Genomic DNA, 25905 nt, shown 5'->3' with positions numbered 1-25905 from the left:
CCGACGGCCGCCGCGCCTTCATGTGCCGGATCCAGCCCGCCGCGCCGCTGCGTTTCACCGCCCGGAGGGGCGGGCTGAGGCGGCCGGCCCCTAAAGCCCGATGAAGGGCTGCAGGGGCGGGCTGCAGGCCGGCCTCCGCCAAGCCCCGGATCACGTTGCGTCACGCAACGTCACGCAACGTCACGCAACGGCGGCCATCGGCGTCAGGCCGCGGGTCAGGCGCTCCACCTCGCGCTCGAACGCCTCACGGTCGGCGTCGGACAGATCGAACTTCACATGCAGCCGGCCGCGCTCGCTGGACTTGACCCGCGCCGTGAGCGGCCGCGACACCCCGTCGATCCGCAGGGTCACCATCCCGCCGGTCACATGGTCGGGAGCGCCGGTCAGCATCGCGCCGCCCGCCGACAGGTTGGCGACGACGGCGCGCACCGGGCCCGCACCGGCAACCTCCAGACCGCAGCCCATCGACACGGCGAAACGCGGGCGCTGGCGGCGGTCGACGTCGGTGGTGGCGGTTCGCACCACCCGGATCAGCACATTGCGCAGGGCGTCGATGCCGCTGGCGACGTCCTCCGCCACCGCCCGCACCTCGCCAGCGCGGTTCTGGGTTGAGTCGGCCTCGGCGGAAACGCGGCCGATCGCAGCGACACCTCCTTCGCCGCGTCGCTGGTCTGGCTGACCGAGCGGGCGATCTCCTGAGTCGCCGCCGCCTGCTCCTCCACCGCGGCGGCGATGGAGGAGGAAATCCCGGCCACCTCGTCGATGGTTTCCGCCACCTCGCTGACGACGCCGACCGCCGATGCGGTCACCGACTCCACCTCGGCGATCAGCGAGCCGATCTCCTCGGTGGACCGCGCGGTCTGGCTGGCGAGGTTCTTCACCTCGTTCGCCACGACGGCGAAGCCCCGCCCGGCATCGCCGGCCCGCGCCGCCTCGATGGTGGCGTTCAGCGCCAGCAGGTTGGTCTGGCTGGCGATGTCGCCGATCAGCCGGGCGACGGCACCGATGCGCTCGACCGATGCCGACAGCCGTTCGATGGTGGAGCGGGCCAGCCCCGCCCGCTCCACCGCGCGGCCGGTGACCTGGGTGGCGGTGGACACCTGCATGCCGATGTCGCCGATGGAGGCCGACAGTTCCTTCGTCGCGGCGGCGACGGTCTCGGCGTTGCTCAACGCCTGCTGGGCGGCGGCGACGTTCTGGGCGTTGTCGCTGACCTGCACCGCCGATTCCGCCATGGCGCCGGCATTGCCGCTCATGCGGCTGGTCCGTTCGGCGACATGATCGACGGCGACGCGGGTCTCGCGCTCCACCTTCTCCGCCATCGCCTCCAGCGCCTGGCGCCGCTCCTCCTCGCCCCGGCGGCGGGTCTCCTCCTGGGCAAGGCGCAGCCGGGCGTTCTCCTGCGCGCCCTGCTGGAAGACGCGGACGGTGTCGGCCATATGGCCGATCTCGTCCCGGCGCTCGCTCAGGCCGACCTCGACCTCCAGATCGCCGCCGGCCAGCGCCGCCATGGCACGGCGCAGCCGCTCCAGCGGACGGATCATCGCCGCCTCCAGGAAGACGACGCAGGCCGAGGCCATCAGCAGGATCACCAGCCCGGCGCCGATCAGGGTCCAGCGCAGCCCGTCGGCCGCCTCCCGCACCGCCCCGATGCCGCCGGTCAGCTCCTTCAGCCGGTCGGCACTGAGGGCGACGACGCTGGCGCCCAACGCCTCCATGCTGTCGCCTATGGCGTCGGCGACGCTGTCGAATTCGCCCATGATCCGGTTGCCGGCCTCCGGCCCGCCGTCGACATAGGCCTGCGCCATGCGCCGCCCCATCTCGTAATAGGGACCGAAGGCCTTGCGGGCGCGCCCGATCTCGTCGACCACCTGGGGCAGGGTCAGCGCCCGTGCCAGTTCGGTGGCCTTGGCGGTGTGCTCCTCGAACCTGCGGGCATAGTCGGCGGCCTTTTCCGGACCGTCGTTCATGCCGTCCAGCCCGCGGGTGGCGGAAACGTCGGTCAGCCACTGCTGTGTCTGCACCACGTCGAACCGGATCTCCCCGACCAGGGAAACCAGGGGGATGACGCTGGCGACCAGGTCATGCGTGTCGTGCTGCACCTCCGACAGATGGTCGGTCTGCCGGTTCATGTCGCGCATGGTGAGAACCGAGGACAGGCCGACCGCAGCGAAGACGAACACCGCGACCGCCACGACCTTCGCCCGGATCGAGATGACGTGGAGAATGTTGCCGACAGCCATCATGATTAAGGACTTTATTGGTTAAGAGTACGAATGATCGGCGTAAACCGAGAACATATACTCTAGACCATCTAGAAAATTTGATCACTGAAAACACTTGCCAATGGATGAAAAACCGACGCGAAGTCGCTGCTCTTCTTGAGAAACTCTATGAAATATCTTTGGAAACAAAGTAACAGCCGGCAGAGTATTCGTTGCGTCAGGCCGTCTCCTGCTCCAGCGCGGCATCGTCCGCCGGCTGGAACCGGGACGCCAGGGCCTCCAGCGTGGCCTCGGCGACGCCCTCGAGCGCTTCGCAGTGCGGATCTCCGGCCGTCCAGCCGCCATGGCCGAGCGCCCGCTGTTCCAGCAGCGAAGCCAGACGGCTCAGGCGCACGGCGCCGATGTTGGCGGCCGTTCCCTTGAGCGTGTGGGCGATGCGGACCGGCGGCACGGCGCCCTCCTCCCGCCCGGCCGCAGTGCGGATGGCGGCCACGCTGTCGCCCACCGTCCGCCGGAAGGCGATCACCGTCTGCGCCCAGGCCTCCTCGCCGATCACCGCGCGCAGCGACGAGGCCTGCCCGTCATCCAGCAGCGGCGCAGCGCGCCAGGCCTCAGCATCGGACGGGGCGGGCAAAGGGGTTTCCGGGGAAGTGGATGCCATGGGCGCCCGCGGCGGCAGACCGGAGTCCCCCCATGTCCCGCCGGCCGCCCGCGACGCGGCCACCGAGGCCAGCACGTCGAACAGGTCGGCAGACACGATGGGCTTGGTCAGATAGGCGGTCATGCCGGCGGCGAGATACTCGGCGCGGTGGCCGGGCATGACGTTGCCGGTCAGCGCCACGATGGGGAGGCGGGCGGCCTCGCCCGGCATGGTGCGGATGTGCCGGGTCGCGGTGACCCCGTCCATCACCGGCATCTGCACGTCCATCAGGACGAGGTCGAACCCGCCCTCCTCCACCAGACGCACCGCCTGCAACCCGTCCTCCACCGCCGTCACGCGATGGCCCGCGCGGCGCAGCATGGTGATGACGATGTCGCGGTTGATCTCGTTGTCCTCGGCGACCAGGACATGCAGGCCGGCCGGCTGCGCGGTTCCGCCCGCCGCCCCGCCCCCGGGCGCCGGCACCGGTTCCGGAGCGCAGGGCACGGTCGGCCCCCCCGCCGACGGATCGGCGGCGGGTTCGCAGCGGACGGTGAACCAGAAGGTGCTGCCTTTGCCCTCGGTGCTGACCACACCGATGCGCCCGCCCATCAGCGTCACCAGTTCCCGGCTGATCGCCAGCCCCAGCCCGGTGCCGCCGAAGCGCCGCGTGGTGGAGCTGTCGGCCTGGGTGAAGCGGCGGAACAGGGTCTCCTGCACATTCTCCGGAATGCCAATTCCGGTGTCGGCCACCTCGAATCGCAGGAAGAAGCCGCCATCTGCCGCCAGTGCTGCCGCTTCCGTCCCGGTCCCCTCCAGCCCGACCCGCACGGACACCCCGCCCCGGTTGGTGAATTTCAGCGCGTTGCCGACCAGATTGACCAGCACCTGCCGGATGCGGCGCAGGTCGGCCCGCACCCGGTCGGGCACGGTGGCCGCCACCTCCCGCGTCAGGATCAGGCCGCGGCCGCAGGCGGTCGGCTCCAGCAGGTCGATGCTGTCGCCCAGCACGGCGCGCAGCTCGAAATCCACCGGCTCGACCTCCGCCTTGCCGGCCTCCAGCTTGGACAGGTCGAGGATGTCGTCGATGATCTGCAACAGGGCGTTGCCCGACCGGTTGGCGACGTCCAGAAGCTGGCGCTGCTCCTCGTTCAGGTTCGGCCCCTCGACCAGGGCGAGCGCACCCAGCACCCCGTTCATCGGCGTGCGGATTTCGTGGCTCATGGTCGCCAGGAACTCGCCCTTGGCGCGGTTGGCCTGATCGGCGGCCTCCTTGGCGCGGCGCAGGCTGGCCTCGATCTCGCGCTGGGCGGTGACGTCGCGGAGCGCGCCGGTGACGTACCGGCGGTCGCCCTCGCGCCAGCCGGCCAGGGTCACCTCCAGCGGGAACTCGCTGCCGTCCTTGCGGCGGCCGGTCAGCTCCCGGACCTCCGAGCGCGGCGCGGAGGCGTCGCTCTCGCGGTAGGTCGCCAGCAGCCCGTCATGGACGGCGCCCATCGCGGTCGGCATCAGCCTTGTCATCGGCCCGCCGACCATGTCGGCCGCGCGGTAGCCGAACAGCCGCTCCGCCGCACGGTTGAAAGCGTCGATGGTGCCATGCTCGTCGATGGTGACGATCGGCTGGCCGACCGCCTCGAACATGGCGCGGTAGCGCGCCTCGCTGGAGGCCAGCCGGTTGGCCGCCAGCTCCCGCTCGGTGATGTCGGTGGCCGAGCCGCGGTAGCCGCGGAACTCTCCGCTCTCGTCGAAGACCGGACGGCCGCTGACGCTGAAATAGCGCAGCCCCGCCGCCGTCATCACCCGGTAGCGGAAGTTCCGGAACGGCTCCCGCCGCTCCATCGCCTGACGGTGCTGCTCCCACTTGGGCGCGTCCCCCGGTTCGCGCAGCGCGACATCCTCCCGCCTGAGGCCGATGGGCAGCGTGCCGTTGACGACATGCGGAACCAGCGGCCCGGCCAGATTGGAGAAGCGCAGGTCGGCGTCCATCTCCCAGAACCAGTCGGACGCCGTTTCCGCCTGATCGCGGAACCGCTCCTCGCTCTGGGCCAGCTGGCGGGCCAACGCGGCGAGCCGCGCCGTCTGCCGCGTCGCCAGCAGGGCCAGCCCGATCAGCCCGGCGCTGCACGCCGCCGCCGCCAGCAGATAGACCCGCTGCCGCCGCCGCGTGTCGGCCAGGAAGGACCCCTCGTCGAACGCCGCCGTGACGATCAGCGGATAGGAGGCCAGGGTGCGGAAGGATTGCAGGCGCGCAATGCCGTCGATCACGCTGGCGGTGCGCACGAAGCCGTTGGGCCGCAGCCGCGCCATTTGCAGCGTCGGCGATTCGCCGACGTCCCGCCCGACGATGCGGTCGTTCATCAGCGAGCGGGCGCGCAGGATGCCGTCGGTGCCGACGATCGCCACCGCCCCGTTGGGGCCGACGTCCAGCTCCTCCAGCGAGCGGCTGAAATAGAAGGGGTCCATCGACGCGACCAGCACCCCGGCGAAGCTGCCGTCGCTGTTGCTGATGCGCCGCGTCAGCTGGATCGACCATTTGCCGGAGGCGCGGCCGAACACCGGCTTCCCGATGAACAGGCCGGCGGCCGGGTTGTTGGCGTGGACGCGGAAATGCTCGCGGTCGGCCAGATGGATGCGGACCGGCGCATCCTCCACGCTGGTGTGGATGAGGTCGCCATGCCCGTCGATCACCGCCAGCTGGACCAGGATGCTCGAACGCTCCACCGCCTGCCGCAGCATCTGGGTGATGCCCTGGGTCCATTTATCGCCATGCTCGTGGTAATCGTCGATCAGGAACAGCAGGACCTGATCGGCCTCGGCGATGGTCCGGGTCGCCTGCTCGGCCACGACGCGGGCAAGGTTGCCGCTGTCGCGTTCGGCCCGCGCCATCGCCTCGGCATCGTCGTAATGGGCCAGCGTCAGGGCCGCCGCCCACAGTCCGGCGGCGATCACCAGGGTCGCCGTCCAGATGGCGGCGATGAAGCCTTGCAGATGAAGGCGTCCACGCATCAGCGCCGCCGGCGGCAGCCGCGGCAGATCGACCGGCAGCGGCAGAAGCAGGTCGGCCGGTCCACCGGCCTCGACATGAAGCGGGCCGGCGCCAGCCCCCGGAAGCTCCGGGCCGGCCGCGCCGTAGAGCACGCAGAGCAGGTCGGGCCGCAGCGCCTTCAGGCGGCCGGCCAGCGCAAGGCCGGCGGGAAGCGCGCTCAGCCCCGGACCGATGACCACCGCATCGAAGAAACCGGGCTCGTCGGCGACGACGTCCAGCGCATCGCGAAGGTCGTCGCAGACCGACACCTCGAATCCCTGCCGTTCCAGCCCGGTCTGGAACCGGTCTCCGGACGCCGGGTCGGCATCGACGACCAGAACCTTGCAGGCCGGCGCGGAACTGCGCGTCGCCGGACCCGGCACCCGCTGGGGCAGCAGCGGGGCCGCCTGCTGCGGCTGCTGTGGTGTGGCGTTCTCCGGTTGCGGTGTCGCCGCCCTGGCGGTGCGGAGCGGCGCCGGGACGCCGGGAATGTGCAACCGCACGGCCGTCCCTTCCACCGGGTGGGTCAGCAGGCTAAGCCCGCCGTCATGGAGCCGCGCGGTCAGCAGGGCAGCCGGCCAGGGGGCACTCCCCTCCCGCTCCGATTGGCCGCGGCGGTAGCAGGCGCGGGCGGACAGCAGCGGGTCGACCAGCATGGACAGCACGTCATCGGCCAGCGGCGGGCCGTCGACCCGCAGTTCGAACAGGATGTGAGGTCCGTGGAGCGGCGTCAGGAGCGGCCGGACGGTCCAGCCAGCGGCGTCCCGATCCGGATCGTCCTGATCCGCAAGCAGTTCCGATCCCAACCCTGCCCCCAACCCTGCCCCCGACTGTGCCGGAACCAAGGCGCGCAGGCAAAGCCGGGCATCGCCGGCCCGGCCGGAGGCGGCGAGGATCTCCGCCGCCAGACCCGCCAGGGTCCGCGCCAGCAGGCCGGCGTTGCAGACCGGATCGGGCACGCCGGGATCGTGGCGGACGGCCAGACTGCCCGGCTGCACCGGAACGGTCCGCAACAGTGCGGCCGCCTCGTCCAGAATGCCGATGGCCCGCTCGGGCTTCAGCGGGACCGGCTCCATCCTTGCGGCCGACACCAGCCTGCGCAGGCCGGGGCCGACGCGGGTCACCGTCGTCAGGACACGGCTGGCATAGTCGGCCTGGGGCGAGTCCGCGGGCAGGTCGCTGACCAGGAAGTCGGCATAGCCCGAAACCGCGCCCAGCGCATTGTTCATGTCATGGACGATGGCACAGGCAAGCTCGGCACGGACGTCCATCGCCGCCAGCTGCTGGCTGCGCAGCCGCTCCGCAGCTTGCCTGTCCCTTTGGCGCAAAGCCTCTTCCAGCGCGGCGATGCGGACGGTGGCCGCCGCAGCCATGTCGGGGTCCGGCCGCTCCGGCGGCGGTACCGGGCCGGGGAAGGTGCTGGGGGACGGGACGGAAAACGACGCGGACTCCGCCGCCTTGTCGCGCGCGGCCTTGCGGCGCCCGGCATTCCAGACCGACAGCAGCGTCAGCCCGGCCGCCGCACCGCAGCCGGCGGCCATCAGCGGAAGCGCCAGGGGCGCCGCCTCGCGCAGCGGGTCGAGCGCGGACAGCAGAAGCACCGCAGCACCGCACAGCGCCGAGATGGCGGGTGCCGCGATGGAGGACGCACCGGCTACGGGCACGGCGCGGACCGTTTGCGGAGTGGGCATTGAATGGTCGGATGGGCTCATCGGCGACTCGGAATGCGGCCCCATTTTGCGGCCCTGTAGCGGTTACCCCCATCTCTGCCGCACCGGACGAAGGCGTGTGACGAGAGGAGGCGACCATACCAGAACGGCCGGCCTCCCGCTGCTGGGACCAGCCCTATGCGGCAGGCGGTCTTCCCGGCACGCCTGCCGCGCTCAGGACGACGCTTCGTCCAGGCTGCGGGACAGCAGACCGGCCTGCTGGGCGCGGCGCACGGCGTCGGTGCGGTTGCGGGCACCCAGTTTGCGCAGGATGCGGCGGGTGTGCAGCTTGACCGTCACCTCCTGAAGGCTGAGGTGCCGGCCGATCTCCTTGTTGGTCGCCCCGGTGGCGAGCATTGACAGCACCTGCTGCTCCCGGTCGGTCAGGGGCGAGGACGGCGCCCCCTCCCCCTCCAGCGCCGGTCCGTCGGCCTCCTCCGCCTCGTCGATGTCGAGCGACAGGTCGGTCATGTGCAGCAGGTCGAGCGCCACGCATTTCGGCACGAAGCTGCCGCCTTCGGCCACCAGACGCAGGGCCTGGGCCAGGACGCGGCGCGGCGTCGTCTTCGGCAGGAAGGCTTCGGCACCGCAGCGCAGCACCTCCAGGGCGGTCAGCGCATCCTCCGCCCCCGTCACCACGGCGACCGGCCCCTGGACCCCCGCCTGGCGAAGCACGGAGATCGGATTGCTTCCCTCCGCACCGGGCATCCGCCAGTCGAGCACGATCAGGTCATAGCGGAAAAGCATGGCCGGGCTGCCGTCGGCCGATGCCGGCGCCGCAGGCAATTCCAGAAGCGAGCCGATGCAGCCGATTTCCGCATCCGGCCAAGCCTGGCGGACCGACAGCTCCAAGGCGTCCCGGAACAAGGGATGGTCGTCCGCCACCAAGATCTTCATCAACCAGCCTCCGCCACCCTCGGCAACCCCTCATCCCACAGTATCAAGATTTTCTGTTATACTGGCCGAAATCTTAAGTTTTCGTGGCTTCCGCACATTTCACGCCAGTCATAATTGCATGACGGTCATACGTCCCCGCCTCCGTCCGGTACCGCATCTTCATGGATGCGGGATAACATCCCCACTATCCCATTTCCCGTCCCCGCTATCCCAGACACAGCGGGTGCGCGCGCCGGTAGCCGGTTATGGTGACGCTTAGCGATTTCTCTCCAGCGCGGCCCGACGGTCACGCGGCGGATCACGGAAGCGGCAACCATGGAAATGACCCTCTTCGAGCTGCGGGGCCTGCCCACCCCCTCTCCCACCACCGAATCCGCCGCGTCCATCCTGCTGGTCGACGACGACCCCGACTTTCGCGGAATGGTGCGCATCGCCTTCCAGCGGGCCGGCTACACCGTACACGAGGCCGAGAACGGAAACGCGGCACTGGCCGTCATGGAACGGCATGCGGTGGATCTGGTGGTGACGGACATCATCATGCCGGAGGCCGACGGGTACGAGATCATCCTGCGGCTGAAGGCACAACAGTCGCGACCGCCCCTGATCGCGGTGACCGGCGGCAGCGTGCGCCTGCGGATGGAGCTGCCGGGGATGGCCCGCCTGCTGGGGGCCGAGGCGGCCTTCGAAAAGCCGGTCGACCTGAAGGCCCTGCTGGCCGAGGTCGGCCGCCTGCTCGCCGCCCGCAAGGACGGCGGCCGGGAAGGCGACGCCGCAAGATGAACATCCTCATCGTCGACGACGACCGCACCAATCTGTTCATCATGGCCGCCATCGTCCGCCGCCTGGACGATGCGGAGCCGGTGACCATGGAAAGCCCGCTGGACGCCGCCGAATGGCTGCGCGGGAACGAGCCGGACCTGATCCTTCTCGACCAGATGATGCCGGAGATGGACGGTATCGAGCTGCTGCGCCACATCCGCGACGATGCGCGGCTGGACACCGTGCCGGTGGTGATGATCACCGCCAACACGGCGGTCGACATCCGCGTGCGGGCGCTCGACGAGGGCTGCAGCGATTTCCTGACCAAGCCGGTGGTCGTGCCGGAGGTGCAGGCGCGCCTGCGCAACCTGCTGGCCCTGCGCCACAGCCGCGCCCTGCTGCGCGACCGCGCCGCACTGCTGGCTGCCGAGGTCGAGCGGGTAACCGCCGCCCTCCAGCGTCAGGGGGAGGAGCTGGTCAACCGCCTGTCGCGCGCCGCCGAATACCGCGATCCGGAGACCGGCGCCCACATCGAGCGGATGGCGCTCTATTCGCAACTGGTCGCCGAAGCGGCCGGCTGCGGCGGCGCCTTCGCCCAGGAGTTGATGAAGGCGGCGCCGATGCACGACATCGGCAAGATCGCCATCCCGGACATGATCCTGCTGAAGCCGGGACGCCTGTCGCCGGAAGAGATGACGGTGATGCGGCAGCACGCCGCCATCGGCCACCGCATCCTGGCGGACAGCCCCATCCCGCTGCTGCGGCTGGCGGCGGAGATCGCGCTCAGCCATCACGAGAAGTTCGACGGCAGCGGCTATCCCAACGGTCTGGCCGGGCCGGACATCCCGCTGTCCGGCCGCATCGTCGCCATCGCCGACGTGTTCGACGCCCTGACCTCCACCCGCCCCTACAAGCGGTCCTGGAAGCTGGAGGAGGCGCGCACCTACATGGTCGAGAACCGCGGCGGCCATTTCGACCCGGCGCTGCTGGACGCCTTCCTCTCGCGCTGGGAGGAGGTGTGCAGGATCCACCACGAGAACGCCGACGAGCTGCCCGAACTCGTTCCCGATGTGGTTCATCACTGAAAAGGCGCGGCTGAAAGGGCATGCCTGAAAGGCACGAGGGCCGCTGAGGCCCTCGTTTCACGATACGCCCATCAATTCAACGATCGGCCCCTAGTTCACGATCCTCCAGGTCCCGTCGGACTGGAGGCAGGCGGTGCCGTAGACCGGCTGCGGTCGGCCGCCGACCATGGCGCTGCTCTGGTATTCGCGGCATTGCTGGCCGCTTCGCGAATAATAGACCGGCCCGGCCGGATCGGCGCCGATGGTGCCCGGCGGCGGTGCATAATATTGCACCGGCGGAGGCGCGTAGACGACCGGCGGCGGCGCGTAATACTGCACCACCGGCGGGGGCGGCGCGTAGTAGCGGTACGGATGGTAATAGCCGTAGGCCGGGAAAATCGGTCCGACGCCGATGCCGACCGATACCGACGTGCGCGCCTGTGCCGCACCCGGAACGGACACCACGGCAGCTGCGGCCGCAACCGCCAGCATCGCCGCACCCAGGGCGACCGCCCTCCGCACCGTCTTCATCTTCTGTCTCCCGGCCTCTATCTCCCGGCAGCGGTCCGCGGAAACCGTCCCGCCGGCCGCCTGAGATATGGCGCCATCATACACCCGTCCCGCGGCGCATCACAGGGGCTGCGCGCGGGGGGCCGTATGCAGGACTGTCAGATGTCGAGCGGCAGATTGTCCGGGTCGAAGCCCAGCTGCTCCACGATGGCGCGGGCGAGCGGAATGCTGGTCTCGAACCGCCATTCGGCCATGCCGGGACGGTATTCCGACACGTTGGGGCGGCCATTGGCGAAGCGGCGCGGATGCAGCTCGTACCAATAAATGTCGTTGAGGCCGACACCCTGTTCCTTCGCATAGGCCTCGGCGATGCGGGGCCAATCGTTCACGGCCGGCTGGGGCGACCCGGCCGCTTTGGCGATGTCGGTCTGTTCCAGGAAGGCGACGATGCGCTTCCCCTCGCGCTCGAAATCGGCGACCCGGATGGTGACGGGCTGCTTTCCTTCACGCTGATAGGTCCACTCGCGGTTCTTTTCGACCAAGGCCTTATCCACGGCAAATGCTCCGGTTCACTCCTGCAAAGGCTAACCGACAGGCCCGCCTTAATCCAACTGTTCCGTTGCCTTTCCCGAACGGGCACGAGCCTTTGGCCCCTGCGCCGCCGGTCATGGCGGATCAAAGGTTACCAAAGCACGCCGCTTTTTCTTTGTACACGGGAATTGTGACGCCCGGCCGGCGCCGAGCGCCCTTCTTCCCTTCCGCTCACTGCCCTCCGGCCAATCCCCTCCCAGGTTGCTCCGCTCAATATCCCAGCGTCATGCCGTCGGGATTGCGCGGGTCGGAAAAGCCGTACAGACCGTCCTCGCGCAGCTGGATGGTCTGGGTGCGGCCCATCGTCGGCTTCACCGCCACCTTGTGGCCCATCTGCTCCAGCAGGCGGACGGTGTCGGGGCTGAGGCCCTTCTCCACCCGCAGCTCGTCGGGGGTCCACTGGTGATGGACGCGCGGCAGGGCGGCGGCCTCGGCCGGGTTCATGCCGAAATCGATGTGGTCGATCACCGTCTCCATGGTGGTGGTGATGATGCGGCTGCCGCCGGGGCTGCCGGTGACCAGCCAGGGCTTGCCATCCTTCAGCACGATGGTCGGCGACATCGAGCTGAGCGGCCGCTTGTAGGGCTGGACGGCGTTGGCGTCGCCGCCGACCAGACCGAAGGCGTTGGGCACGCCCGGCTTCGCCGAGAAGTCGTCCATCTCGTTGTTCAACAGGATGCCGGTGCCTTCGGCGACGATGCCGCTGCCGAAATTGAGGTTCAGCGTGTAGGTGGTGCTGACGACGTTGCCCTGGTTGTCCGCCACCGAGAAATGGGTGGTCTGGTCGCTCTCGTAGGGCGCCGGCTTGCCGGGCTTGATGCTGCCGGCCGGGGTCGCCTTCTCGGGATCGATCTTCGCCGCCAGCTCGTCGGCGTATTTGCGCGAGGTCAGGCCCTTCACCGGCACCTTGGTGAAGTCGGGATCGCCCAGATATTCGGAGCGGTCGGCATAGGCCAGCTTCATCGCCTCCGCCATCAGGTGGATCGACCGGGCGCTGTCGGGGCCGTACTCCTTCAGCGGCCAGCGCTCCAGGATGTTCAGCATCTGGATGATGTGCGTCCCGCCGGAGCTGGGCGGCGGCATCGACTTGACGGTATAGCCGCGATAGCTGCCGCTGACCGGCTCGCGCTCCACCACCTTGTAGGCCTTCAGGTCGTCCTTGGTGATATAGCCGCCGTGGTGAGACATCTCGGCCGCGATCCTGTCGGCGATGGCGCCCTCGTAGAAGGCCTTCGGCCCCTGCTGCGCGATCATCTCCAGCGAGTTGGCGAGATCGGTGTTGGCCAGCGTCTCGCCGGCGGTCAGCGGGCGGTTGTCCTTGAAGAAGATGGCGCGGGTGGCGTCCCAGGCGGCCAGATGGTCGCGCTCGACCTCCAGCAGACCGGCGAGCTGCGGGGTGACGGTATGCCCCTCGCGCGCCAGCTTGATCGCCGGGGCCAGCACGTCGGCCAGCGTCATCGTGCCGTATTTTTCCAGCGCATGGGCCAGCCCGGCGACGGTGCCGGGGATGCCGACCGCCAGATGGGTATAGAGCGACCGGTCGGGGACCACCTTGCCCTGCTGGTCGAGATACATGTCGCGGAAGGCTTTGGCCGGCGCCATCTCGCGGAAGTCGATGGCGACGTCCTTGCCGCTCTTGGCGTCATGCACGACCATGAAGCCGCCGCCGCCGATGTTGCCGGCATTGGGCAGCACCACCGCCAGGGCGAAGCCGACGGCCACCGCCGCATCGACCGCGTTGCCGCCGCGCTTGAGGATGTCGACGCCGATCTCGGTCGCCAGCCGGTGCTCGGAGGCAACCATCCCGTTCTGGCTGCGGACGGGATAGAAGATGTTGTAGCCGAGGTCGTAGCGGACCGAAGCCGATGCCGGGGCCGAAACGGTCTGGGCGGGCGCCGGCACCGGCAGCACCAGGGCGGAGCCGACGCAGAGCGCCGCCACCGCCGCAATGCTGGACCGGGATCGGAAAGCAGGGAACCACATGCGGTGAAACTCCTGAACGGGACGTCAGGTCGGGGGCTGCTGCCCGGGCCCCGCAGGATGTCACACCCGCGGTCCCCGGTCTTCACCCCGTCGCTGGCCTGCCCAACAATTCACCATCAGGGTTAATGGCGTCGCGCAATCCCGTGAATGGAATGCGACATCCGGTGAACGGATGGACCCGTCGCGCTGCGGATCAGTAAGTTTCCGCCATGCGCGAATGGTCGACGGCCTGCGACTCGCCATAGGAGCCGCCATGGCCCAGCCGGCCCTGGTGGTCGCCGGACAGGCGCTCCTTGAGCGGGCAATGGCCGCTCATGCCGCGGGCGACCAGCGCGGCGCCGACCAGTCCCATGATGGCGCCGGGAATGCTGGCGCCCTTGCGCAGGCCGCCCGCCGCGACGGCAAGGCCGAGGCCGGTCGAGACGATGCGCTCGCCCATGCCGAGGTTGGTGTTGCCTTCGAAGACGCTGTCATAGGCGTTGCGGATCGTGGATTGGGCGTTCATGGCTTCTCCGGGGGCTGGAATGGAGTGGGATCGCCCTTCCAACGCCGCGATGCCCACCCGGGTTCCCTGGGAAGGATCCTGGAAGCGTCGCCTTGCCGTCACCCCTCGACCGACGCCATGTCGCGGATGGAGCGGACCAGCCGCGACGGTTCTATCGGTTTGGACAGCACGGTCAGCGACACTTCGCGCGCCGCGGCGGTGGAGGTCAGATCCTCGGCATAGCCGGTGACCATCAGGATCGGCGTCTCGTCCTGGCGCGCACGCAGGGTGCGGGCCATCTCCAGCCCGGTCATCCCCGGCATCATGTGGTCGGTGACGATCACGTCGGGCCGGAACCCATGGTCGAGCAGGGAGAGCGCCGCCGCCGCATCGGCCGCCTCGCGCACCGCAAATCCGGCCTGGGCCAGATAGCTGGCGGTGGCGGAGCGCACCAGCTCTTCGTCGTCCACCAGCAGGATGGCGCAGCCGACGCCCACCGGCACCGTTTCCGCCACCCTCGCCTTGGCCGGCGGCGGCGGAGGCGCTGTGGGCACGTCCGCCGGCTGCTCCTCGGCGCGCGGCAGATAGAGCGTCACCGTGGTGCCCAGCCCCGGCCGGCTGTCCAGTTCCACCCCGCCGCCGGACTGGGTCGCCAGCCCATGCACCATGCTGAGGCCGAGCCCGGTGCCGCGCCCGACCTCCTTGGTGGTGAAGAAGGGCTCGAAGGCGCGGGCGGCGACCTCGGCGGCCATGCCGGTGCCGGTGTCGCGCACCCGCAGAACCACATAATCGCCGGCTGCCAGCCCCTCCACCTGCACCGGCAGCGGACCGGCCCCCGGCAACCGGCTGCCAATCGCCTGCTCACCGGCCGCCGGGCCGGCCACCGTCCGGTTGCCGGCCAGGATCCACAGCGTGCCGCCGCCGGGCATGGCGTCGCGGGCGTTCAGCGCCAGATTCAGCACCGCCATTTCCAGCTGGGTCGGGTCGATCATCGCCGGCCACAGGCCGGGCGCCACCTCCGTCTCGATCCGCACCGACTGGCCCAGCGTGCGGCCGAGCAGGCGGCTGGTGCGCTCCACCAGCGTCGCGACATCGACCGGGACCGGGCGAAGCTGCTGCCGGCGCGAGAAGGCCAGCAGATGCTGGGTCAGGGTGGCGCCCCGCTCGACCGCCTGCAAGGCCAGCCGGGCCGGGCCGGCGATGCGCTCGTCGTCGGTGCGGCTGTCGATGACATGCAGGTTGATGCCGATGGCCTGGAGCAGGTTGTTGAAATCATGGGCGACGCCGCCGGTCAGCTGGCCGATGGCCTCCATCTTCTGGCTCTGGCGCAGCGCCTGTTCGGCCTGTTCCCGTCCCTCCACGGCGCGGCGGGCGGCGTCCGTCGCCCGCGTCGCCGCCTCGTACGCGCTGAACTGGCGGGCCAGCGCCCACAGCGACAGCAGCAGCGCGGCGATGCCGACGGCGCTTGCCGCGCCGATGGTCCAGGCCTGGATCCGCCATTTGTCCAGCACGGCGTCCAGCCTGCGCGTCACGTTGACCACCAGCGGATAGTCCGCCAGCGCCCGCGTCGCCACCAGACGGGCGCCGTCGTTCAGCCCGCCGGAGGAGAAATAGACGCCGGACTTGGCGCGCTCCAACACCTTCAGGAAGTGGCGCTGGCCCAGCGGCCGGCCGATGTCCGGCAGCACCGGATGGCGGGCCAGCAGGATACCGTCACGGCGCCACAGGCTGATGCTGCCGTCGCCATCGGGCTGCAACGCCTTGTAGATCCTCTGGAAATAGCTCAGTTCGATGGCGCCCAGCACCAGCCCTACGAAGCTGCCGTCCCGGCCGCTGATGCGGCGGGCCAGATAGACCGTCCAGCTGCCGTTGCCGCGGTTCTGCACCGGCTCGCTGATGAAGGGGGCAGTGGTGTCATGGTCGCGCAAATAGGCGAAGTAATCCCGGTCGGACACGTTGACCGGCGGGATCGGGTAATAGCGCGAGAAGTTGATCAGGTGCCCGTCTGCCGCGATCATCGTCACCGCATCCAGCTGCGGCAGGCCGGTGATGCGCGCCCGCAGCATCTGGTAGGTGTCGCGCCCGCCCATCCGGCGGGCATACTCCTCCGGCGTGTCGATCCCGTCCGACTTCAGCTGCTCGATGATGGTGGTCAGCACCAGATCGACGCTCTGCGTCGCGCTGGCCGTCTGCTCCGCCAGCGACAGGTTCAGGGTGGACAGCTCGCGCTCCGCCCCTTCCATCTCGCGGTCGCGCATGCTGTCGATGTACTGGACCGTCGCCGCCAGCAGCACGGCGACCGACAGCCCGCCGATCAGCAGCAGGACGCGCAGGGGCCGGCTGGCGCGCAGATGAGCCTGCCAGTGCCTGATCGGCGGAATCGGCATCCCCCCATTCGGTTGCGCGGTCCTATCGGAAGAGATCAAGGCTTGCCTATGGTTTAGGGACACAACTATCGACCGGAATGATCCGGACGCCATAGCGCCGCGTCAAGCTCATCGAGTTTAATAGGACTTTGACCCGGCTAGTTCCTCCAGCCGGCTCCCGATCCGCCCTTATCCCGCCCCATACGACCTATGCTCAGGCCCGCGCCCGCACCCGCGCCGGCAGTCTCAGCACAGACAGCGCCAGCCCGGCGAACACCAGAAACCCGCCGGCCAGCTTCGCCGTGGTGAAGGTCTCGCCCAGCAGCAGGGCACTGGAACTCATGCCGAAAATAGGGACGAGCAGCGAGAAGGGCGCGACGAGGCTCGCCGGATAATGCCGCATCAGGAAGCCCCAGGCGGCGAAACCGAACAAGGTCGCACCTGCCGCGATGTAGATCAGCGAGCCGACTCCGACCAGTGTCAGGGAGGTGATGGCATGGACGATGCGGTCCGGCCCTTCCAGCGCCAGCGACATCGCCAGCAGCGGCAGCGGCGGAATCAGGCTGACCCAGACCATCAGGCTGAACAGGTCGGGGGCCTTGGCCTGCTTCATCACGATGTTCGACACCCCCCAGGCCGCCGCCGCCGCCAGCGTCAGCCCAAGGCCGAGCAGCGAGTCGCCAGCCGGCATCTCCAGCGCGATCAGCCCGACGCCGCCGAAGGCGACGGCCATGCCGCCGACCTGACGCGGCCCCGGCCGGTCGCCGAGCGCGAAGGCGGCGAAGATGGCGGTGAAGAAGGCCTGCGCCTGCAACACCAGCGAGGCCAGCCCCGCCGGCATGCCGACGTCGATGCCCAGGAACAGCAGCGGGAACTTGACCACGCCCAGCATCACGCCGATGCCGATGACATAGCGCCAGGGCACCGGCGGCCCCTTGCCCCAGCCCAGCACCACCACCGGCAGCGCCGCCAGCGCGAAGCGCAGGCAGGAGAACAGCAGCGGTGGGAAATCGCGCAATCCGACCTTGATCGCGACGAAGTTCAGGCCCCAGACGGCGGCGACCGCCACGGCGAGCAGGATGTGAGAAGCGCGCATGGTCGCGAAGGCTAAACGGGCCCCGCCGGACCGGTCAATCGGCGGCAGAGCACGCGGCCTGCGTGGCTGACCTGCGCGTCAGCCTCACGAGTGGAACCGGTCTCACGACTCCGCATGCAGGATCCGGCATTCGTCCGATGCGTTGATCGCCCAGGACGATCCCGACAGCAGCATCGTGCCGATATCCCCCAGACCGCTGCTGCGGAAGCTGACGCGGTGGGAACGGGCGAGCGGCTCCATCTCCTCCAGGAACCCCTTGGTCGGCACGGCGACATAGAGGCTGCCGTTGGGAAGGCCGCGGGCGCTCAAGGACAGGCGCGGCCCCAGGTCGGACATCACCGCCAGATCGTAGCGCTCGCCGGGCTTCACCGTCGCCCCGCTGTCGGACGGGGTGAAGCCCGACAGGATGAAGCCCGATTCGGCGGCGGCGGTGCGGAAGCTCAGGCGCGGGGCGGCGTTCTGGCCGACCGGGATGCCGCGCTCCGCAACGCAGAAGGGCTTGCCGCCGGGGGGCGTGTGGATGGTGACGGTCCAGCCCTTGCCGGAGCTGAAGGGTTTGGACGGCCCGTCCGGCAGCCCGGCCGCGGGTGGGGCCGCTGTAGGCGGCGGCGGCACGGTCTCGCAGGCGGACAGTGCCAGCGCCAACCCGGTCAGCAGCGCCCCGGTCAGCAGGGCCGAAGGCGTCGCCGCCCGGACGGCACGGCGGTCCCGCAGGGCCGGCCGCAGTCGGACGACGGGTGCAGGTTGCTGCCGATCCATCGCGGCGTCCTCCCCATCCCTGAACGTGTTGCGGCCACTTCCATACCACGTTCGCATGCCCCCGCGCGACCGTCGCGGGAACCGTCCGGGCTGTGCTAGAACCAGGAGCCCTGTAGCAAGCAAGCCCCCGGTTGCCATGCCCCACGCCGACTTCGTCCACCTGCGCGTCCATTCCGCCTATTCGCTGTCGGAAGGTGCGATCAAGGTGAAGGAGCTGGTCAAGCTCTGCCTGAAACAGCAGATGCCGGCCGTCGCGGTCACCGACACCGGCAACCTGTTCGGCGCCCTGGAATTCGCGCTGGCCGCCTCCGATGCCGGCTTGCAGCCGATCATCGGCACCGTGCTGGGCATCACCCGCGTCGGCCCGGCCCAGACCAAACCGGGCCTGCCCGGCAAGGCGGCGGCCACCCCCGACCAGCTCGTCCTGCTCTGCCAGAACGAGGAGGGCTACCGCAACCTCGCGGCGCTGGTATCCAGGGCCTTCCTCGAGTCGGACCCGCTGGCCGGCCCGCAGGTGACGCTGGACGCGCTGGAAGGCCATTCGGCCGGGCTGATAGCGCTGACCGGCGGCCCCGGCGGTTCGGTCGGCCGGCTTCTTCACGAGGGGCAGAAGGATCTGGCGCTCGACGTTCTGGAGCGGCTGAAGCGGCTGTTCCCCGGCCGCCTCTATGTCGAGTTGCAGCGGCACGAGGGCGGGCGCGGCCATTTCGCCGCGGCGGAGAACGCCATCGAACCGGCGCTGATCGACCTCGCCTATGCCCACGACTTGCCGCTGGTCGCCACCAACGACTGCTATTTCGCCACCGCCGACATGTACGAGGCGCACGATGCGCTGATGTGCATCGCCGAGGGCGCCTATCTCAGCCAGGAGGACCGCCGCCGCCTCACCCCCGACCACCGTTTCAAGTCGGCGGAGGAGATGCGGCTGCTGTTCGCCGACCTGCCGGAGGCGGTGGACAACACCGTCGCCATCGCCCGGCGCTGCTCCTTCCTGCTGAAGCCGATCAAGCCGATCCTGCCGCCCTTTGCCTGCGAAGGCGGCCGGACCGAGGACGACGAGTTGCGCGCCCAGTCGCGCGCCGGCCTGGAAGAGCGGCTGGAGAAGGTCGTCTACACCCCCGACATGACGCCGGAGCAGCGGGAGGAGACCCGCAGGACCTATTTCGAGCGGCTGGAGTTCGAGCTGGACGTCATCGTCAAGATGAAATTCCCCGGCTATTTCCTGATCGTGTCGGACTTCATCAAATGGGCGAAGACCCACGACATTCCCGTCGGGCCGGGCCGCGGGTCGGGCGCCGGATCCGTCGTCGCCTGGGCGCTGACCATCACCGACCTCGACCCGCTGCGCTTCGGCCTGCTGTTCGAACGCTTCCTGAACCCGGAACGCGTGTCGATGCCCGACTTCGACATCGACTTCTGCCAGGACCGCCGCGAAGAGGTCATCCGCTACGTCCAGAACAAGTATGGCTACGACCGCGTCGCCCAGATCATCACCTTCGGTAAGCTCCAGGCGCGCGCCGTGCTGCGCGACGTCGGCCGCGTCCTGCAGATGCCCTACGGTCAGGTCGACAAGATCTGCAAGATGGTGCCGAACAACCCGGCCAACCCGGTGACGCTGCAACAGGCGCTCGACAGCGAGGAGATGCTGCGGCAGGCGCGCGACGGCGACGACACCGTGCGTCACCTGATCGACATCGCGCTGAAGCTGGAAGGTCTCTACCGTCACGCCTCAACCCACGCCGCCGGCGTGGTGATCGCCGACCGGCCCTTGCAGGAGCTGGTGCCGCTCTACCGCGACCCGCGCTCCGACATGCCGGTCACCCAGTTCAACATGAAATATGTCGAACAGGCCGGCCTGGTGAAGTTCGACTTCCTCGGCCTCAAGACGCTGACCGTGCTGAAGACCGCGGTCGACCTGATCCCCGAGAAGCCGGACCTGACCACCGTCCCGCTGGACGACGAGAAGAGCTACCAGCTGCTCAGCCGCGCCGAGGCGACCGGCGTGTTCCAGCTGGAAAGCTCGGGCATGCGCGACGTTCTGCGCCGGCTGAAGCCGAACCGGCTGGAGGACATCATCGCGCTGGTGTCGCTCTACCGTCCCGGCCCGATGGACAACATCCCGAAATACATCCGGGTGAAAAACGGCGAGGAAAAAGCCGACTACATGCATGACAGCCTGGAAGGCATCCTGAAGGAGACCTTCGGGATCATGATCTACCAGGAACAGGTCATGCAGATCGCCCAGGTGCTGTCCGGCTATTCGCTGGGCGGCGCCGATCTTCTGCGCCGCGCCATGGGCAAGAAGATCAAGGAGGAGATGGACAACCAGCGCAAGATCTTCTGCGACGGGGCGGAGGCCCGCGGCGTCAAGGCCGATCTGGCCAGCATGATCTTCGATCAGGTCATGAAGTTCGCCGGCTACGGCTTCAACAAGTCCCACGCCGCCGCCTACGCGCTCGTCGCCTACCACACCGCCTATCTCAAGGCGAACCACCCGGTGGAGTTCATGGCGGCGTCGATGACGCTCGACCTCGGCAACACCGACAAGCTGAACGTCTTCCGCCAGGAGTTGGCGCGGCTGCGCGTCAGGCTGCTGACCCCGGACATCAACAAATCCGATTCGATCTTCGGGGTGGAGCAGCTGGCCGACGGGACCAAGGCGGTACGCTATGCGCTGGCCGCCGTCAAGGGCGTCGGCCAGCCCGCCATGCGCGCGGTGGTGGAGGAGCGGCGGAAGAACGGCCCCTTCAAGAGCCTGTTCGACTTCGCCCGCCGGCTGGATCTGAAGACCATCAACAAGCGCCAGCTCGAGAATCTCGCCTGCGCCGGCGCCTTCGACGGGCTGAACCCCAACCGCGCCCAGGTCCACGCCGCGCTCGAGACCATCATCCGCTACGCCCAGGCCGAAGCGGCGGAGCGCGACAGCGGCATCGGCAACCTGTTTGGCGGCGGGGGCGGCGGCCTGCCCGAACCGGAGCTGCCCAAGGTCAAGGACTGGGAGCCGCTGGAGAAGCTGAAGCACGAGTTCGGCGCCATCGGCTTCTACCTGTCGGCCCACCCGCTCGACGCCTATTCCGGCCCGCTCGGCCGCATGAAGGTGGTGCGCTCGGCCGATCTGGCGAACGTCGCCAAGGCCGGCGGCATGACCCGCCGGGCGATGGCCGGCATCATCGTGTCGAAGAAGGAGAAGACCTCAAAGTCCGGCAACCGCTTCGCTTTCGTCGAGCTGTCGGACGCCGCCGGCGGCTACGAGGTCACCCTGTTCTCGGAAATCCTGGCGGTCAACCGCGCCCTGCTGGAGCCGGGCAACGCGGTTCTGCTGACCGTCGACGTCCAGTTGAACGGAGAAGAGATCCGCCTGACCTGCCAGGAGATCAAGCCGCTGGAGGAGGCCGTCGCCTCGGTCAGCGCCGGCTTGCGCGTCGTCCTGCGCGACCCCGGCCCGATCGAGCATCTGCGCGCCACGCTGGACCGGCTGTCGCGCGGCAAGAGCCGCATCAATGTGCTGGTGGAGGTCGACCCGCTGAAGGAGATCGAGATCGAGCTGCCCGGCAGCTACACCATCACCGCGCAGAGCCGCTCGGCCCTGAAGGCGGTGCCGGGCGTGGTGGAGGTGGCGGAGCTTTGATCGGGACCGGATCGTGACCGGGACGGCGGCGCCCGCCTTCGGGCGCTTCATCGCCATCGACTGGTCCGGCGCGCTGGCCAAGCGCTACGCCGGCATCGCGGTGGCGGACTGTGCCGCAGGCGACGCCGCCCCCCGGCTGGTAGAGGGCCCCGGCGGCTGGTGGTCGCGGACGGCGGTGTTCGACTGGCTGCGTGCGGAACTGCCGAAGGAACCGGCGCTGGTCGGAATCGACTGCGCCTTCTCCCTGCCCTTCGCGGTGGCGGCACGCGGCTTTCCGGGACGCGAGGCCACCGTCTTCGACCTGTGGGACGCGGTGGAGGAGATCTGCGCGGCGGAGCCCGACTTCGGCGGCGGCCCCTTCGCCAGCCATCCGCTGCACGGGGTCGGCTTCTGGCATGGCGGGCCGCAGCCGGACTGGTACGAGGACCCGCACCGCGCCACCGAATGGGCCTGCCGAGCCGATGGGCTGGGCCACCCGCAGAGCCCCTACAAGCTGATCGGCTCGCGTCAGGTTGGCAAGGGCGCGCTGGCCGGCATGCGGGTGCTGCGCGCCCTGCGCAACGCCCTGCCCGGCCAGCTGGCGGTCTGGCCCTTCGATGACCCGGCACCGGGCGCCAGTGTGATGGTGGAGATCTACCCGCGCCTTTTCCTGAAGCAGACCGGCTTCGGCCAGCGCAAGATCCGCGACGGTGCAGAAATGGACGAGGCGTTACGCCAGCTGGGCTCGCATCCGCTGGAGCGGACCGGGACGGTCAGCGACCATGACAGCGATGCGCTGGTGTCGGCCGCCGGCTTGCGCTGGCTCGCCGACGCCCCGCGCGCTTGGGCGCCGCCGGGATTGGACGACACCGCAAGGCGGCAGGAAGGCTGGATTTTCGGGGTGGGGATGGCCGGATCATGAGCGCAATCGGCGTCACACCGGCGCAGAGCCTCGCAAAACGGCCCTCGCGCCGCCCGGCAATCGACGTGGCGCGCGGGCTGGCGCTGGTGGCGATGGCGGCCTATCACGGCAGTTGGGACGTCACCTATTTCGGCCTTGCCGGCTTCGATTTGCTGGGCGATCCGCTGTGGCTGGCCGCCCGCACTGTGATCCTGTCGAGCTTCCTGCTGCTGGCCGGCATCGGTCTGGTGCTGGCGAGCCGCGACGGGATCGATTCCGGACGCTTTCTGCGCCGGCTGGGGCGGGTGGCGGCCGGGGCCGCGGCGGTGTCGGCGGCGTCCTATGCCCTCTTCCCCGACAGCCCGATCTTCTTCGGCGTGCTGCACCACATCGCGGTGGCAAGCGTCATCGGTCTCGCCTTCGTCCGCCTGCCTGCCGTTGTGACGCTGGCGGTGGCGGCAGCGGCGGTGCTGGTCGGGACGACCCAGGGCTTCCCGCTGTTCGACAGCCCCTGGCTGCGCTGGATCGGGCTGACCAGCGTGGCTCCAGACTCCAACGATTACGTGCCGCTTCTGCCCTGGATCGGCGGCGTGCTGGCCGGGATCGGGCTTGGCCGGCTGTGGCCTGGACTGGGTGAGGGGGTAAGGGTCACCGGCCGCGCCGGGCGGCTGCTCGCCTTCGGCGGGCGGCACAGCCTTGCCGTCTATCTACTGCACCAGCCGCTGCTGTTCGGGATCGCCTGGGCCGCGGCGCAGCTGATGCCGGCGGAAACGCTCGCCATACGCAGTTTCCAGGCGTCCTGCGTGGCGAGCTGCGAGCGCGCCGGTGTGGCAAGGGCCACCTGCACTGCCAACTGCGGCTGCGTGCAATCCGAACTGGCGCGAAACGGACTATGGGAGGCTTTCGTCGCCAATCGCCTCAGCGAGCGCGACCAGCGCGGATTGCAGGCGGCGGTCGCGGCCTGCAGCAAGCCCTGACGGCGGCCGGCCTCAAACGCTTAAAAGACGCCGGCAGTCAGACGGACTGGCGCTTTTCCAGCAGGCCGCGCAGCAGGCTAGTCAGCGTTTCGGCCAGCTTGTACTGGTCTTCGCCCGGCAGCGCGGCGATGATGCCCGCGAAGTCGTTCAGCGGATCGTGACGCAGCAGCTCCAGCGCCTTCGGCGTGGGATGCAGCTGGGTGACGCGGCGGTCCTCCGGAACCGGCACGCGGACCAGCAGTTCCTTGCCCACCAGCACCTCGACCATCTGCGAGGCGGCCCCGCGGGTCGTGGCGTGGAAATCGGCGAACGCCGATACCGTGCGCTGGCTGTTGTTGGCCCCGGCGAAATAGCGGAGCGCCGTCCATTGCGACGGCTTCAGGCCATGGGTATAGCCAAGGCTGTCGGCAATGTGGGAGATCTGCAGCATCACGTCGGCGATGGCCTGCGGCGAGGCGGCCCCCGCACGATCCGGTTCGGCGAAGTCCATGGTGGCTCCGATGGCTCCGGCTCCGATCGGCGTCCGATCCAGCGTCCCGTTGCTCCGAACCGACATCCGGCCCGCAGCAACACCGCGCACTTTTGCGAAGTCCATTTTTTCCACTCTATAAAGTTTAGTGGCTATACGATTGGCGCATCACAAGGTTGGCGGCTATCGCTGCAAGGCGGCAGCCACATCGATCATAAGATCGTCATACATACTAGCGTGGTTGAACACAAAACGGAACATCGAACACTTCATCCTTTTGTTGCAAATTGTCGCATTGGTTTGGGCCCAGCGAAGGAGGAACGAAGGGATGGACAAGGCGCCGAAAGACCTCGAAGGCCCGGCAGTTCCAGGCAAAACGGGCATGGCGGCCATGCCTGCAGGCTTTGTCGCCATGTTTCACTGGCGTAATCTTCGATTCGGCGGTATACGCGCGCGATGACCACATCCCCCGTTCCGAAGTCCGCATCGCCGGCCGCCGCTCAGACCATGGGCGCCCCGAAGGTCGGCATCGTCAGCCTCGGCTGCCCGAAGGCGCTCGTCGATTCAGAGCGTATCCTCACCCGCCTGCGCGCGGAGGGGTACGAGATCTCCCCCAGCTACGACGGCGCGGACGTCGTGCTGGTCAACACCTGCGGCTTCCTCGACAGCGCCAAGAAGGAGTCGCTGGACGCCATCGGCGAGGCGATCAAGGAAAACGGGCGGGTCATCGTCACCGGCTGCATGGGCGTGGAATCGGACATGATCCGGCAAATCCACCCCGACGTGCTGGCCGTCACCGGTCCGCACCAGTACGAGCAGGTGGTCAGCGCCGTGCACGAGGCGGTGCCGCCGACGCACAATCCCTTCACCGATCTGGTGCCGCCGGAAGGGCTGCGGCTGACCCCGCGCCACTATGCCTATCTGAAGATTTCCGAAGGCTGCAACAACCGCTGCAGCTTCTGCATCATCCCCAGCCTGCGCGGCGATCTGGTCAGCCGGCCGATCCATTCGGTCCTGCGCGAGGCGGAGAAGCTGGCGGTCGCCGGCGTCAAGGAACTGCTGGTCATCTCGCAGGACACCAGCGCCTACGGCGTCGACGTGAAGTACAAGACGGAGAAATGGTACGACCGCGAGGTCCGCACCCGCTTCTTCGACCTGTGCAACGAGCTGGCGAACTTCGACCTGTGGGTCCGCCTGCATTACGTCTACCCCTATCCGCATGTGGACGAGGTCATCCCGCTGATGGCGGAGGGTAAGATCCTCCCCTATCTCGACATCCCGTTCCAGCATGCCTCGCCCACCGTCCTGAAGGCGATGCGCCGCCCGGCCGCCCAGGAAAAGCAGCTGGACCGCATCCGCAAGTGGCGCGACGAGTGCCCGCATCTGGTGCTGCGCTCCACCTTCATCACCGGCTTCCCCGGCGAGACGGAGGAGGACTTCCAGTTCATGCTGGACTGGCTGAAGGAGGCCCAGCTCGACCGCGTCGGCTGCTTCAAGTACGAGCCGGTGGAGGGTGCGACCGCCAACGACCTGCCCGGCGCCGTCCCGGAAGAGGTCAAGCAGGAGCGCTGGGAGCGCTTCATGGAGACGCAGAAGGCGATCAGCGCCGAGCGGCTCCAGCAGAAGGTCGGCTATACGCTGGGCGTCCTGATCGACGAAGTCGACGAGGACGGCGCCATCGGCCGCTCCTATGCCGACGCGCCGGAGATCGACGGCAATGTCTTCCTGAACGGCGAGACCGGCCTGAAGCCGGGCGACATGGTCGACGTCACCATCGAGCATGCCGACGAGTACGACCTGTGGGGCAGCGTCGAGCGCGACCTCTGACCCCTGCTTGTCGACC

18 protein-coding genes are annotated in these 25905 nt (G+C 68.9%); 6 read left to right on the top strand and 12 right to left on the bottom strand.

Features of this window, described 5'->3' with window-relative positions:
* Positions 1-180: 180 nt before the first annotated feature.
* The 4 genes from GBZ48_RS36445 to GBZ48_RS24705 form a co-directional block, all read right to left on the bottom strand.
* A complete protein-coding gene (locus GBZ48_RS36445) occupies positions 181-579 on the bottom strand; it encodes a PilZ domain-containing protein (protein ID WP_246307435.1) in 399 nt (132 codons plus the stop codon).
* Positions 531-2246, bottom strand: a complete 1716-nt coding sequence (locus GBZ48_RS24715; protein ID WP_246307434.1) for a methyl-accepting chemotaxis protein — start codon at positions 2244-2246, stop codon at positions 531-533. The genes GBZ48_RS36445 and GBZ48_RS24715 overlap by 49 nt, the downstream gene beginning before the upstream one ends.
* 196 nt (positions 2247-2442) lie before the next feature.
* Positions 2443-7581, bottom strand: a complete 5139-nt coding sequence (locus GBZ48_RS24710; protein WP_246307433.1) for a PAS domain S-box protein — start codon at positions 7579-7581, stop codon at positions 2443-2445.
* A 192-nt stretch (positions 7582-7773) separates the two neighbouring features.
* Complete coding sequence (locus GBZ48_RS24705; RefSeq protein ID WP_174473441.1) at positions 7774-8496, bottom strand: LuxR C-terminal-related transcriptional regulator; 723 nt, start codon at positions 8494-8496, stop codon at positions 7774-7776.
* Positions 8497-8811: 315 nt separating this feature from the next.
* Between GBZ48_RS24705 and GBZ48_RS24700 the strand changes: the two genes are divergently transcribed.
* On the top strand, positions 8812-9276 hold the full coding sequence (locus GBZ48_RS24700) for a response regulator (RefSeq protein ID WP_174473440.1): 465 nt from the start codon (positions 8812-8814) through the stop codon (positions 9274-9276).
* Entirely contained in the window at positions 9273-10340 is a 1068-nt protein-coding gene (locus tag GBZ48_RS24695; RefSeq protein WP_174473439.1) for an HD domain-containing phosphohydrolase, read from the top strand. The genes GBZ48_RS24700 and GBZ48_RS24695 overlap by 4 nt, the downstream gene beginning before the upstream one ends.
* A 90-nt stretch (positions 10341-10430) precedes the next feature.
* On the opposite strand, the gene GBZ48_RS24690 is transcribed toward GBZ48_RS24695, so the two are convergent.
* From GBZ48_RS24690 to GBZ48_RS24660, 7 genes are all read right to left on the bottom strand, one after another.
* Positions 10431-10850, bottom strand: coding sequence for a hypothetical protein (locus tag GBZ48_RS24690; RefSeq protein WP_174473438.1), 420 nt, complete (start codon positions 10848-10850; stop codon positions 10431-10433).
* Between the two features lie 137 nt (positions 10851-10987).
* On the bottom strand, positions 10988-11383 hold the full coding sequence (locus GBZ48_RS24685) for a hypothetical protein (RefSeq protein WP_174473437.1): 396 nt from the start codon (positions 11381-11383) through the stop codon (positions 10988-10990).
* A 247-nt stretch (positions 11384-11630) separates the two neighbouring features.
* Complete coding sequence (gene ggt / locus GBZ48_RS24680) at positions 11631-13403, bottom strand: gamma-glutamyltransferase (RefSeq protein WP_174473436.1); 1773 nt, start codon at positions 13401-13403, stop codon at positions 11631-11633.
* Between the two features lie 193 nt (positions 13404-13596).
* A complete protein-coding gene (locus tag GBZ48_RS24675) occupies positions 13597-13908 on the bottom strand; it encodes a YgaP family membrane protein (protein ID WP_174473435.1) in 312 nt (103 codons plus the stop codon).
* A 98-nt stretch (positions 13909-14006) separates the two neighbouring features.
* Entirely contained in the window at positions 14007-16274 is a 2268-nt protein-coding gene (locus tag GBZ48_RS24670) for a hybrid sensor histidine kinase/response regulator (RefSeq protein WP_174473434.1), read from the bottom strand.
* 193 nt (positions 16275-16467) lie between these two features.
* On the bottom strand, positions 16468-17349 hold the full coding sequence (locus GBZ48_RS24665) for an EamA family transporter (protein WP_174473433.1): 882 nt from the start codon (positions 17347-17349) through the stop codon (positions 16468-16470).
* A gap of 102 nt (positions 17350-17451) precedes the next feature.
* A complete protein-coding gene (locus GBZ48_RS24660; RefSeq protein WP_174473432.1) occupies positions 17452-18108 on the bottom strand; it encodes a hypothetical protein in 657 nt (218 codons plus the stop codon).
* 136 nt (positions 18109-18244) lie between these two features.
* Here GBZ48_RS24660 and dnaE point away from each other — a divergent pair, with 136 nt between their 5' ends.
* Genes dnaE through GBZ48_RS24645 form a run of 3 tightly spaced genes read left to right on the top strand, consistent with a single transcriptional unit; the run spans position 18245 to position 23593 of the window.
* Positions 18245-21736 carry a DNA polymerase III subunit alpha gene (gene dnaE / locus GBZ48_RS24655; RefSeq protein WP_174473431.1) on the top strand — a complete coding sequence of 1164 codons (3492 nt, stop codon included), beginning with the start codon at positions 18245-18247 and terminating at the stop codon, positions 21734-21736.
* Positions 21737-21749: 13 nt separating this feature from the next.
* Positions 21750-22637: a hypothetical protein gene (locus GBZ48_RS24650; RefSeq protein WP_174473430.1), complete on the top strand. Its 888-nt coding sequence runs from the start codon at positions 21750-21752 to the stop codon at positions 22635-22637.
* On the top strand, positions 22634-23593 hold the full coding sequence (locus GBZ48_RS24645; RefSeq protein ID WP_174473429.1) for an acetyltransferase domain-containing protein: 960 nt from the start codon (positions 22634-22636) through the stop codon (positions 23591-23593). Before GBZ48_RS24650 ends, GBZ48_RS24645 begins: the two co-directional genes overlap by 4 nt.
* 37 nt (positions 23594-23630) lie before the next feature.
* On the opposite strand, the gene GBZ48_RS24640 is transcribed toward GBZ48_RS24645, so the two are convergent.
* A complete protein-coding gene (locus tag GBZ48_RS24640) occupies positions 23631-24083 on the bottom strand; it encodes a MarR family winged helix-turn-helix transcriptional regulator (protein ID WP_174473428.1) in 453 nt (150 codons plus the stop codon).
* A gap of 486 nt (positions 24084-24569) precedes the next feature.
* Here GBZ48_RS24640 and rimO point away from each other — a divergent pair, with 486 nt between their 5' ends.
* Complete coding sequence (gene rimO / locus GBZ48_RS24635) at positions 24570-25889, top strand: 30S ribosomal protein S12 methylthiotransferase RimO (RefSeq protein ID WP_174473444.1); 1320 nt, start codon at positions 24570-24572, stop codon at positions 25887-25889.
* Positions 25890-25905: the final 16 nt, after the last annotated feature.

This window comes from Azospirillum melinis (assembly GCF_013340935.1).
In the GTDB taxonomy this organism is placed as follows: domain Bacteria; phylum Pseudomonadota; class Alphaproteobacteria; order Azospirillales; family Azospirillaceae; genus Azospirillum; species Azospirillum melinis.
The sequence above is the reverse complement of the archived record's forward strand: the minus strand, read 5'-3'. Positions and strand labels throughout refer to the sequence as shown.